General features: G+C 73.8%; 13 protein-coding genes. 8 read left to right on the forward strand and 5 right to left on the reverse strand.

The genetic code is table 11. The annotated features are described in order from the left end of the window. Positions 1 to 4: 4 nt before the first annotated feature. Positions 5 to 397 (reverse strand): nuclear transport factor 2 family protein, encoded by a 393-nt coding sequence (locus OG453_RS20105; protein ID WP_266869335.1) that lies wholly within the window; start codon positions 395 to 397, stop codon positions 5 to 7. A 70-nt stretch (positions 398 to 467) separates the two neighbouring features. Here OG453_RS20105 and OG453_RS20110 point away from each other — a divergent pair, with 70 nt between their 5' ends. Further along, complete coding sequence (locus OG453_RS20110) at positions 468 to 1,067, forward strand: PadR family transcriptional regulator (RefSeq protein WP_266869337.1); 600 nt, start codon at positions 468 to 470, stop codon at positions 1,065 to 1,067. On the opposite strand, the gene OG453_RS20115 is transcribed toward OG453_RS20110, so the two are convergent. Next, positions 1,037 to 4,294: a bifunctional cytochrome P450/NADPH--P450 reductase gene (locus OG453_RS20115; protein ID WP_266869338.1), complete on the reverse strand. Its 3,258-nt coding sequence runs from the start codon at positions 4,292 to 4,294 to the stop codon at positions 1,037 to 1,039. The two genes, OG453_RS20110 and OG453_RS20115, sit on opposite strands and share 31 nt — an antisense overlap. Positions 4,295 to 4,459: 165 nt before the next feature. On the opposite strand from OG453_RS20115, the gene OG453_RS20120 reads away from it, so the two are divergent. From OG453_RS20120 to OG453_RS20150, 7 genes are all read left to right on the forward strand, one after another. Beyond that, positions 4,460 to 5,125, forward strand: a complete 666-nt coding sequence (locus OG453_RS20120) for a PAS domain S-box protein (protein ID WP_266869339.1) — start codon at positions 4,460 to 4,462, stop codon at positions 5,123 to 5,125. Between the two features lie 234 nt (positions 5,126 to 5,359). After that, the gene (locus OG453_RS20125; protein ID WP_266869340.1) at positions 5,360 to 5,911 is read left to right on the forward strand and encodes a heme-binding protein; all 552 of its coding nucleotides are present in this window, start codon (positions 5,360 to 5,362) and stop codon (positions 5,909 to 5,911) included. Positions 5,912 to 6,009: 98 nt separating this feature from the next. Continuing rightward, positions 6,010 to 6,606, forward strand: a complete 597-nt coding sequence (locus tag OG453_RS20130) for an ankyrin repeat domain-containing protein (protein ID WP_266869341.1) — start codon at positions 6,010 to 6,012, stop codon at positions 6,604 to 6,606. Beyond that, positions 6,603 to 7,706: a YncE family protein gene (locus tag OG453_RS20135; RefSeq protein WP_266869342.1), complete on the forward strand. Its 1,104-nt coding sequence runs from the start codon at positions 6,603 to 6,605 to the stop codon at positions 7,704 to 7,706. Before OG453_RS20130 ends, OG453_RS20135 begins: the two co-directional genes overlap by 4 nt. Before the next feature lie 287 nt (positions 7,707 to 7,993). Further along, positions 7,994 to 9,505, forward strand: coding sequence for an FUSC family protein (locus OG453_RS20140; RefSeq protein WP_266869343.1), 1,512 nt, complete (start codon positions 7,994 to 7,996; stop codon positions 9,503 to 9,505). A gap of 344 nt (positions 9,506 to 9,849) precedes the next feature. Further along, on the forward strand, positions 9,850 to 11,121 hold the full coding sequence (locus OG453_RS20145) for a nitric oxide synthase oxygenase (protein WP_266869344.1): 1,272 nt from the start codon (positions 9,850 to 9,852) through the stop codon (positions 11,119 to 11,121). A gap of 76 nt (positions 11,122 to 11,197) precedes the next feature. Beyond that, on the forward strand, positions 11,198 to 12,250 hold the full coding sequence (locus OG453_RS20150) for a lactonase family protein (RefSeq protein WP_266869945.1): 1,053 nt from the start codon (positions 11,198 to 11,200) through the stop codon (positions 12,248 to 12,250). 93 nt (positions 12,251 to 12,343) lie between these two features. Here OG453_RS20150 and OG453_RS20155 read toward each other — a convergent pair whose 3' ends face one another. The 3 genes from OG453_RS20155 to OG453_RS20165 all read right to left on the reverse strand — a co-directional run bounded on the left by OG453_RS20155 (position 12,344) and on the right by OG453_RS20165 (position 15,056). Further along, entirely contained in the window at positions 12,344 to 13,288 is a 945-nt protein-coding gene (locus OG453_RS20155; RefSeq protein WP_266869345.1) for a sirohydrochlorin chelatase, read from the reverse strand. A 95-nt stretch (positions 13,289 to 13,383) separates the two neighbouring features. Continuing rightward, positions 13,384 to 14,382 carry an N-acetylglucosamine kinase gene (locus OG453_RS20160; RefSeq protein ID WP_266869346.1) on the reverse strand — a complete coding sequence of 333 codons (999 nt, stop codon included), beginning with the start codon at positions 14,380 to 14,382 and terminating at the stop codon, positions 13,384 to 13,386. Then, positions 14,379 to 15,056, reverse strand: coding sequence for a uracil-DNA glycosylase (locus OG453_RS20165; protein ID WP_266869347.1), 678 nt, complete (start codon positions 15,054 to 15,056; stop codon positions 14,379 to 14,381). Before OG453_RS20165 ends, OG453_RS20160 begins: the two co-directional genes overlap by 4 nt. Position 15,057: the final 1 nt, after the last annotated feature.

Here is a 15,057-nt window from a genome sequence, read left to right on the forward strand (position 1 = left end):
CGGCTCACCCGGCGGCCGCCTCCTCGGTGATCCGCTCCCACTGGGCGCCCATCGCTGCGGCGAGCGCCTGCGCGGCCGACAGCGGACGCACCATCACCGTGAACTCGTCGATCAGGCCGTTCTCGTCGAGGTGGAGGAAGTCGCAGCCAGTGATCTCGCGGTCGCCGACGCGGGCTTCGAAGACGAGCGCGGAATCGCGGCCCCCGGCGTCATTGATCTCGCGTACGTAGCGGAAGTCCTCGAAGACGCGCGTGACGCCGCGCAGGATCGCGGCCGTGGTCGCCTTGCCGGGGTAAGGGCGGAACACGACCGGGCTGCTGAAGACGACGTCATCGGCCAGGAGCGCCTCGATGGCCGCGTGATCGCCCGCCTCGACGGCCTTGCGGAATGCCTGCATGCCCACACCTCATAGTCAATTTGTTGAGTACGTGCGTGGGAGACTAATCACATCGGTGTACGGTGTCCAGATGTCTCTGAAGTACGCGGTCCTGGCGGCGCTCCTGGAAGGCGAGTCGTCCGGCTACGACCTGGCCAAGGTCTTCGACGTGTCCGTGGGGAACTTCTGGTCGGCCACGCCCCAGCAGCTCTACCGCGAGCTGGAGCGCCTGGACGGCGAGGGCCTGATCGAGGCGCGCGTGGTGCAGCAGGAACGCAGGCCGAACAAGCGGATGTACACGCTCACCGACACGGGCCGCCGCGCACTGCACGCCTTCGCGGCCGAGCCGCCGCGCCCGACCGCCATCCGCGACGAACTCCTGGTCAAGATCCAGGCCATGGACGCGGGAGACCCGGAGGCCACCCGGGCGCTCCTGGAGGAGCGCGCGACGTGGTCGCGGGGCAAGCTCGCCGGCTATGAACGGCAGCGCGAACGCCTCCTCGCCGGACGTGACGAGGAGGCGTTTCTGCGCGACGCCGAACGCGTCGGCCCCTACCTCACGCTGATGCGCGGCCGCGCCTTCGAGGAGGAGAACCTGCGCTGGTGCGAGCGGGCCCTTGAGATCCTGGCCCGCCGCGAGACTTCGCCCTCCCCGGCTCCCTACCCGGCGGCGTACACGTCCTCGACGTAACGCCCCGCCCCGATCAGCTCGTCGAGCCACTTCTCCGAGTCCTCGGCCGTGGCCCCCGGTGTGCGGTCCCGGTGGAGGGTGCGGAAGGCGTCGCGTACGCCGGGCGCCATGCGGGAGCCGTCGCCGCAGACGTAGACGCGAGCGTCGGCGGTCAGCAGCCCCCACACCTCGTCGCCCTCGGCGGCGATGCGGTGCTGGACGAAGGTGACCCCGTCGACCGGCGCCTCGCTGAACGCGGGCCGCAGCGAGACCGCCCCCGCTGCCTCTGCGGCGCGCAGCTCATCGGCGTGCAGGAAGTCGGCGTCCGGCCGGTCGCAGCCGAAGTAGCAGAGCGCGGGCGGGAGTTGGGAGCCCGAGGCCAGCAGCGCGGCACGGTCCTCGACCGTACCCCGGAAGGGCGCGAGACCGGTGCCGGCGGCGACCATGATGACCGGCGCTGTGTCTGCTGTGTCCCCGTGATCGATACGGAACGCCTCGCGGCACGGCTGGACACGGGCGAGGACCGTGTCGCCAGGACGCAGGCCGACCAGATGGCCGGAGCCCGTCCCCCGGTAGAGGCGGCCGCTCCCGGAGCGGGCGGGCGCCTGCAGCAGGGAGACCATCAGGTCCACCTGGCCCGGCCGGACCGCGGGCGACGAGGACACCGAATAGTGGCGCGGACGCAGCGGCGTGAGCACCTCCAGAAGCGTCGGCCAGTCCAGGGCGCCGCGCAACGCCGGGTGCGCCTCGACCACTTCGAGCAGCGTGCGCCCGTCGGCGGCCCGAGCCTCGGCATCGTCGGCCAGGGCGGCGAGGGCCACACGCTCCGGCGGGCACGGATTGGCAGCGGCGAGCGCGGCCAGCTGCCCGGCGGTCGGGCGCTCCTGCAACTCGACGTGGCGGGACAGGAGTTGGCGGACCGTCAGCGGACGGTCCACGGCGAGACCGTCACGGCGCGGGCGGCCCGCGCGGATGTCAAGGGCGGCGTCCAGGTCCAACCCGAGTGCCCCGGCGGCCCGTTCGACCGATGCCGGGTCCTGGACGGGCAGTACGGTGAGGTGGTCGCCGGTGCGGTAGGTCACGCCGTCGGGCAGCGCGAGCCGCAGGAACCGCTTGACGCGGGGGTGGCCGGGCGCGGTGAGGTCGTACGCCTCCGTCACGGTCATCGGGGCGAGCCCGTGGCGCGCGGCAAGGGCGTCCAGCGGGCCGCCGGTCAGCTCACGGACCTCGTACGCGTCCGAGAGGTGATCCGCTTCCGCTTCCGCCGCGTCGGGGTCGCCGTACCGCTCGAGCAGCGCGGTGCGCAGCCGGGCCGTGAAGTCCCGTACCGCGCCGCCGAGATCGCCCGACGCGTCGGCCGCCGTACGGTCGAGCAGCCGGGTGCCGCCAAGCTCCGTGAGCCGCTCGTCGAAGCGGGTCGGGACGTGCTGATAGGTGGCGGCCCAGTTGCGGTCGCCCACGCCGAGCACCGCGTACGTGACGTTCTCGGCGGTGGCCGCGGGCGCGCCGTCCAGCCAGGAGGTGAACGCCGCCGCGTCGTCGGTGGGGCGGCCGTTGTAGGAGGCCGCGGTGATGACGACCGGGCGGTCGACGGGCAGTGCCCCGGCGTAGGCGTCCAGCGGCGCGACCTCCGTCTCGCAGCCCACCGAGGCCGCCTCGTCGGCGAGTTGGGCCGCGAAGTCCCGGCAGGTGCCGTAGTTGCTGCCGTGCAGGAACAGCGCGCGGGTGCCGGCGCGAACCCGGGCGGGCAGCGCCACCGCATCGGTCTCGGCGGCAGCCGCGGGGCGGGCGGCGGTGCCCGGCAGCTCACCGTGCAGGCGGTCGGCCGCGGTGCGGGGTGTGAGGGTGAGCGTGAAGCCATCGGGCTTGAGGGTGAGCGTCTCCTTGACGGTCAGCCGGTAGTCGGCGTGGTCGTGCAGCCGGTAGCGGTGGACCAGCATGGCGAGCAGCATCGTCGCCTCGTGCAGCGCGAACTGCCGCCCGATGCAAGCCCGTTCACCGGTGCCGAACGGCTTGAACGCGTGCGGGGAGCGGGCCGCCTCCGCCTCCGGGGTGAAGCGCGAGGGGTCGAAGAGCTCCGGGTTGTCGCCCCACACCGGCTGCCGGTGCAGCATCGGGGTCAGGACCGTGACGCCCTGCCCGGCGCGCAGCGGGATGCGGCCGCCGAGGAGCGTGTCCTCGCGGGCGTGGCGGCCGAACGCGGCGGCCGTCGGCCACAGCCGCAGCGCTTCGTTGAGCACCTGATGGGTGTACGTGAGCCGCCCCACCTCGTCGAACGTCGGCTCGGGGTCGGCGGTGTCCCCCCAGAGCGCGTCGACCTCGCGGCGCACGAGCCGCAGCACGGCGGGGTGCTTGGAGAGGTAATACAGGGCGAAGGACATCGCGCCCGACGTCGTCTCGTGCCCCGCGATCAGGAACGTGATCACCTGGTTGCGGATGTTGGCGGTGCTCAGCTTCCCGCCGTCGCCGGGATGCCGCGCGGTGAGCATCAGGCCGAGCAGATCCTCGGCGGACTCCGCCGTACCGGGAGCGTCGGCGCGCGCGGAGACGACCTCGTCGACCACCTGTGCCAGATAACGGGCGTCGGCCCGGAACGCCGCGTCGGCCGCCGAGTGGTCACTGCCCGGCGTACGGCTCAGACGCGTCATGCTCCACTCCAGGCAGCGCACCATGGAGTCGACGAACGGATGCGGCTCGGCCCGCTCGAAGGACCCGAAGTCATAGCCGAACCCGGCGAGTCCGATGGTGTCCAGGGTCATCCGGGTCATGTCGCCGGGCACGTCCACGGGGCGCCCGTCGCAGGCGCCGCGGTCCCACGACTCGATGAGCCGGTGGGCGACGCGCAGCATGACCGGGTGGTAGGTCCGCATCGAGCCCAGTGCGAACGCGGGCATCAGGATGTCGTGCGCGCGGGCCCAGTCGGGCTCGTCGTTGTACGCGGTGAACAGGCCGTCCGCGGTGAACTCGCGCACGTTCTCCAGGGCGGGCCCGACATGCTTGGCGAACCGCTGCTCGTCGGCGAGTTCGGTGACGAGGTCGAGATCGCTGACGAACAGGGCGTCCCTGCCGTGCAGCCGTCGCCGCACCACCGGGCCGTGCCGCCGGGTCAGCTCCATGGCCTGCTGCAGCGGGGCGGCCCCAGGACCGGTCGCGGAGATGTCGATCAGCGGGATGCCGTCGACGTCGATCGTCTGTCCGGTCGCGGACAGGTCCGGGAGCGCTGCGGTGGGGGCGGGTGTGGGGGGCATGGCGCGACAACTGCCTTTCGCCGTACGGAATTCACTGCTCCCCAGCTTGATCTTTCTTACCCCCGGGTCAGTACCGCGCCACTACATGATTGTGTAGTGCATTGAGCCGCCACGTACTTGACGGCTCCCGCCCTGATCGGCCTCGCACGGAAGGAGCCGCCGCACATGGACACGGCGCCGTCGACGGACTCCGTGCTGTGGCGCAACCGCGCCATGAGGCTGTTCGACCGCATCCCGACGCCGGTCGCGGTGTGCGCCGCCGACGGGGCGATCATCCTGGCCAACCCGGCGATGGCGGCGGAGTGGGGCAGCGCGCCCGGCGCCCTGCGCGACCGCAACGTCCTGGAACTGTTCCGCCCCGAGGAGAAGACCCAGGTCGTGCGGATCGTCGAGGCGCTGCGCCTGGGCCGCCGCTCCCGCTACCCCGTCGCCGTGCGCTGGGAGGCCGCCGACGGCGTGCGCCGCCACGGCGAGCTGACGGCGGAGCCGGTGAGCGACACCGCCGACGAGGTCCCCGGGCTGCTCGTACTGCTCCGCGTCCTGGGCGAGGACACCGCCCCCGCCGCGCCGGAGACGACGGCTGTGGCCACCCCGTCCGAGGCCCGCATCCTGGCCCTGCTCGCCACGGGCGCCACCACGGAAAGGGCGGCCCGCGAAACGGGCCTCACCCGCGACGGCGTCACCTACCACCTGCGCCGCCTGACCGAGCGCTGGGGCGCGTCGAACCGGACGGAGCTGGTCGCGCGGGCGTACGCGCTGGGGGTGCTGGTTCCGGGGGAGTGGCCGCCGAAGGTGGCGGCAGCGGCGACCGGGGGTCAACCGATCGGTTGACCCGGCCGTCCCCCGTCGGGGCGGGCGAAGGCGGCTCCTAGGTCGACGGGGTCGGGCCGGATCCGGACCCAGGATGGATGGCAGAGCGGGAACGCAGAGCTTCCCGAGCTTCCCCGGTCCATCGGGCCGCTCAACCGGTCCATCGGGCCGCTCAACCGGTCCATCCGGCCGGTCCCCCGGTCCATCCGGCCGGTCCCCCGGTCCATCAGGCCGGCCCATTCGAAGGAGCCCACCATGAAGAAGATTTCGCTGCGTACCCGCGTCCTCACCGGCACCGTTGCCGCCGCCGCCCTCTCCGCCGGCACGTTCGGAGCCGTCTCCGCCAACGCCGCCACGCCGGCCGCCCCCGCCGCGGCCAAGGCCGACACCGCCGGCAAGAACGTCACGCAGACCTCCCACCTGACGATCGACGCCGCCACCGAGGCCGCGCAGGCCACCCTGGACGCCGCCGAGAAGGAGAACCAGCGCGTCTCCGTCGCCGTCGTGGACCGCAACGGCAACACCATCCTGACGCTGCGCGGCGACGGCGCGGGCCCGCAGTCCTACGAGGCGGCCGAGAAGAAGGCGTTCACCGCCGTCTCCTGGAACGCCCCGACCTCCGAGCTGGCCAAGCGCCTCGACAAGGCCCCCACGCTGAAGGACATCCCCGGCACCCTCTTCCTCGCGGGCGGCGCCCCCGTCGCCGACAAGGGCGCCCCGATCGCGGGCATCGGCGTCGCGGGCGCGCCCTCCGGCGACCTGGACGAGAAGTTCGCCCAGGCCGGCGTCGCCGCCCTCGCCAAGTAGCCGCGGCCCTGTACCCCGGCGGCACCCGCCCCCCGTACGGGTGCCGCCGGCCTTCTCGTACGTACGCCCATACGCCCATACGTCTCTGGAGGACCGAGATGCACGACCGCGACCGCCGGCTCCTGGAGGCCGCCCGCCGGGGTGACGCCGCCGAGGTGCGCGCCGCCCGGGACGCGGGAGCGTCCGTGGAGGCCCGCGACGAGGAGCTGCGCTCCCCGCTGCTGCTCGCCTCGCTGGGCAGCCATGTAGAGGCCGCCCGCGTCCTGGTCGAAGCCGGGGCGGACCCGAACGCGCAGGACCGCCGCAGCGACAGCGCGTGGCTGGTCACCGGGGTCACCGGCAGCGTCCCGATGATGCGCGTGCTGCTGCCCGCGGGGCCGGACCTGACCCTGCGCAACCGGTTCGGCGGCGTCTCGCTGATCCCGGCGAGCGAGCGCGGCCACGTCGCCTACGTACGCGCGGTGCTGCGCGAGACGGACATCGACGTGAACCACGTCAACGACCTCGGCTGGACGGCCCTCTTGGAGGCCGTGATCCTCGGCGACGGGGACCTGCCGCACCAGGAGATCGTGGAACTGCTCATCAGGGCGGGCGCCCGCCCCGACCTCGCCGACGCGGACGGCGTCACACCGCTGCGGCACGCCGAGCGGCGCGGCTTCGACACCATCGCGGCGCTCCTGCGGGCCGTGTCGTGAGGGCGGGCCTGCTCGGCGCGGTGGCCGTGGTCCTCCTGGTCACCGGCTGCTCGGCGGCCGGGGCGGCCGGGTCCGAGGCCCCCGCACCCCGGACGGCGAGCGTCACCCCCTCCGCCCCCGCCCCGGAGCGCACCCCGGACGGCACCCTCCTCGTCGCCGACTTCGACAGTGACACCGTCACGTTCGTCGACCCCGAACGCGGGCCCATCGACTCGGTGAAGGTGGGGACCGCGCCGTACGGCCTGGTCGTCGGGGACGACGGCAGGGCATGGGTCGCGACCGCGGAGGGCGTGGCCGTCGTCGACACCGCGTCGCGCGAACGGCTCGACCGGATCCCGTACGACACCGACACCGGCCCCGTCACGACGGGCGAATACCGGGGCGGCGGCATGGGCATCGCGCTCGCGCCGGACGGCGAACGGGTCTACGTCGGCGTCAACGTCCCCGACGCGAAGGGCGTCCTGGAGGTCATCGACACCAAGGAGCGCGAGGTCACGGACACGGTTCCGGTCGGCCGCCGCCCCTTCGACGTCGACGTGGCCCGGGACGGCGACGAGGTGTACGCCACCGGCCACGACTCCTACGACGTGACCGCCGTACGCGCCGACACCCTCACCCCGCGCCTCCTCGAAGTCGCCCCCTACGGCACCGAGGGCGACCTCGGCTCCTGGCTGAAGCCGCACTACGCCGTCGTACGCGAGGACGGAAAGCTCGCCCTGCCCTTCGAGGGCGAACGCCTCGCCGTACTCGATCCGCGTACTGGCGACGTCGACATCGAACGCATGACGGCCAACACCCACCAGCACGGCGCCGCACTCGCCCCGGACGGCACCCTCCTCGTGGTCGGCACGGGCCCGATCGACGGCTCCGACAAGGGCCCGTCCCTGACGATCCGCGAGCCCGGCGGCGCAGAACGGGTGATCCCCCTCGACGGCTCGCACGAGGACGTCACCGTCACCGAGGACGGCCGGACGGCCTACGTCACCGGCGGCTTCACCCGCGACGGCTCCTGGGACGGCATCACCGTCGTCGACCTGGACAGCGGCGACACGCGTCGACTGCCCGCGGGGGTGCGGCCGTTGGGGATCGCGGTGCTCTGAGGCGGGCACGCTGCTCGTCCCCTACGGCCTCCTGACCGCTGTGCTCGCCCTCACCCGGAGCGGCGGCCACACCGCGTCCTCGATGACGGAGTGGGTGGTGTCTGGTCCGATGGCCTGCTCGCGGTCCGGCATCAGGCGAGTGAGGTGTGCCAATGGCTCAGTCAAATCAGCGTCGGTTGAGCCAGGGTGCTGATGGATGGTGTGATGGTCCAGTCGATGGCGCTGCGGATTCCGCGGCGCCTTTTTCATGCGGACAGTCGGGCAGGATGCAGAAGGGGCGGGAAGCAGTGCTGAAGAGGGTGTTCGTGGCGCCGGATCCGGGGCGGGCGCGGTTGCGCTTCGCGTCTCGGGCCGTCCTCGGGGTCGGCCTCGCCGTGGCCCTCTGCGGTGTGGCCGGACACTCGCTCGTCGCGGCGATCACGGGCGGCCTCGCCGCGCTGCTCGCCCTCTTCACGGTGACCGACGCGACCGTGCGCGGACAGGCCGTCACCACCGCCCTGCTGCCGGTCGTCGGGTTTCCCGTGCTGGCTCTCGCGGCGGGACTGCATGACGTTCCGGTGGCGCGGGACGTCGCCTTCCTCGCGGTCATGGGCGCCGGGGTGTACGCGCGGCGGTGGGGGCCGCGCGGGCACTCGCTCGGGGTTTTCGCGTTCATGATGTTCTTCGCGACGCAGTTCCTGCACACGCGTCCGGGGCAGCTGCCCGAGCTGTTCGCCGCCGTCCTGCTCTCGCTGTGCGCCTCCTCGGCCGTGCGGTTCGGGGTGTGGTGCTACGAGCGGCGGCAGCCGCCCGCGGCCGTGTCGGCCCCGCCCGGCGGCGAGGGTCTTGCGCGTACGACGACCCGGCAGGCCGTCCAGGCGACGCTCGGCGGGGCCTTCGCCCTTGGTCTGGGGCAGGTGCTTTCCGACCAGCGCTGGTACTGGGCGGTGGGCGCCACCTGGTGGGTCTTCGTCAACACCGCGTCGAGCGGCGAGACGCTGGTGCGCAGCTTCCGGCGGGTCCTCGGCACCGTCATCGGCATCGGCGTCGGCTTCGTCCTCGCGGTGCCGCTGCACGGCGCTCCCGTGCCCTCGGCGGTCATCGTCGCCGTCAGCGTCTTCGGGATTTTCTACACCGCAGCCGTGTCGTACACGTGGATGATGCTCGCCGTCACCGTGATGGCCGGGGTGCTGTACGGCCTGCTCGGGGTCCTGAACCCGGGGCTGCTCGCCCTGCGCGTCGCCGAGACCGGCGTCGGGGCGCTCGGTGCCGTCATCGCCGTGCTCCTCGTCCTGCCCGTGACCACGCACGCCACCACCAACGCCTGGATCCAGCGCGCCCTGCGCTGTGTGCACGCCTGCACCGCCGAGGCCGCCGCCCGGCTCGCCGGATCCGAGTCGGCGGACCCCGCCCCGCACGTCGCCGAGCTTGAGCAGCTCCTGGGCAAGGTGCGGTTCTCGCTCGCCCCGCTGGTGCATCCGCTCAGCCCGCTGCGGGCCCGCAAGGAGCGCGCCCGTCAGGTGCTCGCGCTGCTCGACGACTGTGCCCGCGAGGTGCGCGGCCTCGCCTCGATCGCCGCCGACCCCGAGGCCTCGCACGACGCGCGCCTCGCTGCCGCGTGCTGGCGTGTGGAGGCTGCGGTGGAGGCGCTGACCGCCCCGGAGCGGATGCTCGGCGGCCACGCTGCTCACCCGGTGGCCGTGCCGCAGGGCGCCGCCGTCGAGCCGGTGCTCGCCCATCTCCATGGCCTGGAGAAGGCTCTTGCCGAGCTGTCGGGGCCGCTGCACAGCCCGACGCGTACGCCGCTGATCGGGGCGTGAGGGCTCCGCTGGTTGGGCGGTGACGAAGCTGGGGCTTTCCGTGGCTCGTGGCGGCCGCGGGACGAAGGGGGCTTTCGGCGGCTCGGCGTCCGCCGGCCGTCTGTGGCTGGTCGCGCAGTTCCCCGCGCCCCTGCGGGGCGCTCAGCCGCGAGCTCTTCGTGCGCCCCCACGCGCCTGTACTGACCTGCTGCTTCGACCCGCGGCGTGGACAATTCGCCCGGAACTGAGGCACGTTCACCAGGCACATACAGGGTGGATCAGCCCGCCCGAGGGGTAACTCCGCGGCTAACAGACGCGCGGGCCGTGCGGGAGCGGTCCGTGCCCCGGAGCCGCCTGGGGGTGCCATGCGGAATTTCCTGCGCAGGACCGGACACGGGAAGCCCGTCGACGCCGTGGACCACCCGCACCAGCGCGCCGCCGACACGCGGTGTCCCGACGGCGCGGCGGGCCACGAGGAAGGAGCCCCGGGAGCCCCGCCCGCACCCGGCATCCTGCCGGAACCCGCCCTCCGCCGAGCCGCCGCCGAGTTCATCCGGCTGCACCACGCCGAGGCCGGGCTCGGCGACCCCGCCCCCCGCATGGCCCGGGTGTTCGCCGAGATCGCGGACACCGGCACCTACCGCCACACCCCGGACGAACTCGTCTTCGGCGCCCGGCTCGCCTGGCGCAACGCCGCCCGGTGCATCGGGCGCCTCTACTGGCGATCCCTGCGTGTCATCGACCGCAGGGAGCTGACCGGCGCCGATGACGTCGCCGCCGGCGCGGCGGAGCATCTGCGGGAGGCCGTGCGCGACGGGCGGCGGATCAGGCCCCTCATCACCGTCTTCGCGCCCGACGCTCCGGGGCGTCCGGGGCCGCGCATCTGGAACGAGCAGCTCATCCGGTACGCGGGGTACGAACGCCCCGGCGGCGGTGTCACCGGCGACCCCCGCAACGTCGGCATCACCGCGCTCGCGCGCCGCCTCGGCTGGCCCGGCGGCCCCGGCAGCCCCTTCGACGTACTGCCCCTGGTGATCCAGGGAGGCAACGACAAGCCCCGCTGGTTCGTACTGCCGCCCGACGCCGTTCTGGAAGTCCCGATCGAGCATCCTGAGGACGCGCGGTGGGCGGCGCTCGGACTGCGCTGGCACGCCGTGCCCGCGATCGCCTGCATGTGCCTGGAGATCGGCGGTGTCTGCTATCCGGCGGCGCCCTTCAACGGCTGGTACATGGGCACCGAGATCGGCGCCCGCAACCTCGCCGACAGCGACCGCTACGACCTCCTGCCGCGCGTCGCCGAACTGCTCGGCCTCGACACCGGCAGCGACCGCTCGCTCTGGAAGGACCGCGCCCTCGTCGAGCTCAACCGCGCCGTGCTGCACTCCTTCGACCGGGCGGGCGTCACCATGACCGACCACCACACCGAGTCCCGCCGCTTCCTGACCCACCTGGGCCGCGAGGAGCGCAAGGGCAGGACCGTGGGCGCCGACTGGTCGTGGATCGTGCCGCCGCTGTCCGGCAGCGCGACGCCCGTGTTCCACCGCACGTACGACACCGTGGAACGGCACCCCGCCTACGTCCACCACCCGGAGGCACTCGCCCGGACGCGCGGCGAATCAGGCGACGTCTTGGTCTAGACCGACTGCTAGCGTCGGCCGCAGCAGCGCCGCCCACGTGGCCGCGGCGCTCTCCGGTCGAGAGGGGAACGCAGTGGTGGGCAGGCACGGCGACAGTCAGCGGGCGTACATCGGCTCCTTCACGGCGGCGGGCGGGCCCGGCATCCTCACGGCCGCCGTGGACGCGGACAGCGGCGCGCTGACCGTCCTCAGCGCCACGGACTCCCTCCCCGATCCCTCCTACCTCGCGCTGTCGCCCGCCGGCGACACCCTGTACGCCGTCAGCGAGACCTCCGACGGCGCCGTCGCCGCCTTCCGCGTGGACGGCGACAAGCCCGAGCGGACCGGACCCCAGGTCCTCGTCGACGCCGCGGCGCCCACCCATCTCGCCCTGGTCAGGGACCACGTCCTCACCGCGAACTACGGCTCCGGCAGTGTCACCGTCGTGCCCGTGCGCCCTGACGGAACGCTCGCTCCCGCCCTCTCCGACGTCTTGCGGCATGCCGGCTCCGGGCCCCACCCGCAGCGCCAGCAGGGCCCGCACGCCCACGAGGTGCTGCCCGATCCGAGCGGCCGCTGGGTGGTGAGCGTGGACCTCGGCACCGACTCGGTACGCGTCTGCGCGCTCACCGGCGAAGGCGGCCTCACCCTCCACCGCGAGTTCGCGCTGCGGCCCGGCTCCGGCCCCCGCCATCTCGCCTTCCACCCGCGCGGCGACCGTGCGTACGTCCTCAACGAACTCGCTCCCACCGTCACCATCTGCGCCTGGGACGCCGCCGACGGCGCGCTCAAGCCGCTCGGCGAGGCGGCCGTGCTGCCGGGACCCGCGGACGGCGACGGCGAGGCCCACCCCTCCGAGGTCGTCGTCGCGCCCGACGGCCGGTTCCTGTGGACCGCGACCCGCGGCCAGGACGTCATCTCGGTGCTCGCGCTCGACGAGGCGGGCGAGCGGCCGCGGCTCACGGCCACCGTGCCGTGCGGCGGCCACTGGCCGCGTGACCTGGCCATCGACCCGTCGGGGAGGTTCCTGTACGTGGCCAACGAGCGGTCCGGCGACGTGACCTGGTTCGCGATCGACCGGGAGACGGGCATCCCGCGGCGCGCGGGGTCGATCGAGGCTCCTGCCGCGTCCTGCGTGATCTTCGGCTGAGCCACCGCTCCTGCGGTACGCCGATGGGCCCGCCCCCAGGTCAGGGGGCGGGCCCATCGGCGTAACGGCATCAGACCCGTATGCGCGGCGCGGTCAGTGGACCGGCGCGCCCGACGGCTGCTGCGGGGCGATGCCCAGCGCCGTCGCGTACTTGGAGAGCGCCAGCTTGCCGATCGCCGGGTAGGCGCCGAGCGACTCGGCGACGGAGCAGCCCGCCTCCTTGGCGGCGTCATCGAGGAGGCTCGCGTCGATCTCCGGGCCGATCAGGTACGGGGCGAGCGCCAGCTGGGTGGAGCCGGAGCCGCGCAGCTGCTCGGCGGTCGCCGCGATGGCGCCCTCCTGGTCGAGCGCGGCGGCCATCACCGGCACCGCGAGACGGGCCGCGAGCAACATGCCGGTGATCCCGGCGGCCTGCACGGCCTCCTCGCCGCCGACCGTGGCGAGGACGATGCCGTCCGCCGCGGTCGCCACCGTGAACAGCCGGGCGCGGTCGGCGCGGGCCAGACCGGCCTCCGAGAGGCGCACGTGCAGCGCCTCGGCGAGCAGCGGGTGCGGGCCGAGCACGTCGGTCAGCTCGGCGGGCGCGCGGCTGTCCATCACGGCCTGCCGCACGCGCCGCATCAGCGCGTTGTCGGGGCCCGCGAGGAGCGGCACCACGACGGCGACGGGGCCGTCGGGCTCGGCGACCTCCGCACCAGCGGCGCGCGCCTGCTCATGGCGGGCGGTGCGCTCGGTGGAGGCGTGCGCGAGCACGGACTGCAGCGAGGGGAACTCCGGGAACGAGGTGGTCGTCGCGTCCTCGGTGCCGTCGAGATACCCGATGCGGGCGTCGAGACCGGGCAGCTCGGAGCGGGCGATGCTCACGACCTCCTCGGCGAGGCTGCGCGTGGCGGTGCTGGGTACGCCCGGTACGGCGAGGACGAGCGCGGGCGCGTTCTCGGGAGCCGCCACGGGCTCCGGGCGGCGGTGCCGACCGGGCTGGCGGGGTCGCGGCATTCGTACGGGCAGGCCTGATGCGGGCCCGGTGGGGGAGCTCATGGCCCCGCATGCTACTGGTCTCCGGGCCTGCACTGTTCGGGGAGGGTGCAGGTGGGCGGTATACGTCCACTTTTGTCTGATGAGTTACGTAGAGGTCAACTGTCGCCCTCTGTGTGCACGGTGAGCATGCGCGGATCGAGCGGCAGCCGGAGCTTGTCCGCGGCGAGGTCGGCGGCGATGCGCACCGCGCCGTCCAGCGGGTCACCGGCGGCCGTGACCAGGCGTGCGGAGGGCAGTTGCTCCGCGAGCTCGGCGCGCAGCGGCGTCAGGAGCGGCTCGCCCATCTTGAACAGGCCGCCGGTCAGGGCGACTTCGCGGACCGTGCCCGCAGCGGGCGGCGGGCAGGCGGCCGCCGCTGTCTCTGCGATGTGCGCGGCCGCCGCGCGCAGGATGCCCGCCGCGACGGGGTCGTCCGGTGCGCAGCGCGCCACTTCGGGCGCGAAGGAGGCGAGCACGGCGGGCCGGTCCGTACGCGGGTAGAGCTGTCCCGGCAGTCCGGACAGCGGGCCGAACAGTTCCTCGGCGCGGGCCCGCAGCGCGGCCGAGCCGCCGCGCCGCCCGTCGAACGCCCGCATCGCCGCTTCGAGCCCCGCCCGGCCGATCCACGCGCCGCCGCCGCAGTCCCCGAGCAGATGCCCCCAGCCGTCGGCCCGCCGCCAGGACGCCAGGTCCGTGCCGATCGCGATCATGCCGGTGCCCGCGGCGACGACCGCGCCGGGCCGGTCGCCGAGCGCTCCGGCGTACGCGGTGACGGCGTCCGCGGCCAGCGCCACGCGGCGTACGCCGAGGGACTGGCGCAGGGCGGACGGCAGTTCGGCGCGAAGGTCCTCGCCGAGGGTCGCCATGCCCGTGGCGCCGACCGCGACGGCGCAGAGGCTGCCGCCGCCGGCCTGTTCCAGCAACTCCTTTGCCATGGGCAGCAGTTGCTCAAGCAGGTGCGAGGCCTCGATGCCACGGGGTCCGGTCCGCACCGGCTCCTTGGAGCTCAGCGTGACGGGCGGCACCGCGCCGTCCGGCACGGCGATGCCCGCCCGCAGTCCCGAACCCCCGGAGTCCACACCGAGGACGTAGGACCCCGCACCGGGATCCGTCACGGCAGCCGCCAGTCCACCGGCTGTGCGCCCTGCTGGACCAGCAGGTCATTGGCCCTGCTGAAGGGGCGCGAGCCGAAGAAGCCGCGGTCCGCCGACATGGGTGAGGGGTGCGAGGACTCCACGGAGGGCAGCGGGCCGAGCAGCGGCCGCAGATTGCGGGCGTCACGTCCCCACAGGATGGAGACGAGGGGCCGCCCGCGCGCGGCGAGCGCCTTGATGGCCTGCTCGGTGACCTCCTCCCAGCCCTTGCCCCGGTGTGCAGCCGGGCGTCCGGGTGCCGTGGTGAGCGCCTTGTTGAGCAGCAGGACGCCCTGCCGCGTCCACGGCGTGAGGTCGCCGTTCGACGGCGGCGGGAGTCCCAGGTCGCTGCCCATCTCGCGGTAGATGTTGATGAGGCTGCCGGGCAGCGGACGCACCTCGGGCGCGACGGAGAACGAAAGGCCCACCGCGTGCCCCGGTGTCGGGTAGGGGTCCTGGCCGACGATCAGCACCCGCACCTCGTCGAAGGGCTGTTGGAACGCGCGGAGCACGTTCGGCCCTGACGGGAGGTAGGTGCGTCCCGCGGCGATCTCAGCGCGCAGGAAGCCGCCCATCTCGGTGATCTTTCCGGCGACGGGTTCGAGGGCCTTCGCCCAGCCCGCCTCGACGATTTCATGCAAGGGTCGTGGTGCCACG

Origin of the sequence: Streptomyces sp. NBC_01381, from assembly GCF_026340305.1 — a bacterium.
Classification (GTDB): domain Bacteria; phylum Actinomycetota; class Actinomycetes; order Streptomycetales; family Streptomycetaceae; genus Streptomyces.

Coding starts and splice junctions, on each gene's coding strand:
- OG453_RS20155 (WP_266869345.1), bottom strand. CDS start 13,288: ATGAGCTCCCCCACCGGGCCCGCATCAGGCCTGCCCGTACGAATGCCG.
- OG453_RS20115 (WP_266869338.1), bottom strand. CDS start 4,294: ATGCCCCCCACACCCGCCCCCACCGCAGCGCTCCCGGACCTGTCCGCG.
- OG453_RS20145 (WP_266869344.1), top strand. CDS start 9,850: ATGCGGAATTTCCTGCGCAGGACCGGACACGGGAAGCCCGTCGACGCC.
- OG453_RS20120 (WP_266869339.1), top strand. CDS start 4,460: ATGGACACGGCGCCGTCGACGGACTCCGTGCTGTGGCGCAACCGCGCC.
- OG453_RS20110 (WP_266869337.1), top strand. CDS start 468: ATGTCTCTGAAGTACGCGGTCCTGGCGGCGCTCCTGGAAGGCGAGTCG.
- OG453_RS20130 (WP_266869341.1), top strand. CDS start 6,010: ATGCACGACCGCGACCGCCGGCTCCTGGAGGCCGCCCGCCGGGGTGAC.
- OG453_RS20125 (WP_266869340.1), top strand. CDS start 5,360: ATGAAGAAGATTTCGCTGCGTACCCGCGTCCTCACCGGCACCGTTGCC.
- OG453_RS20105 (WP_266869335.1), bottom strand. CDS start 397: ATGCAGGCATTCCGCAAGGCCGTCGAGGCGGGCGATCACGCGGCCATC.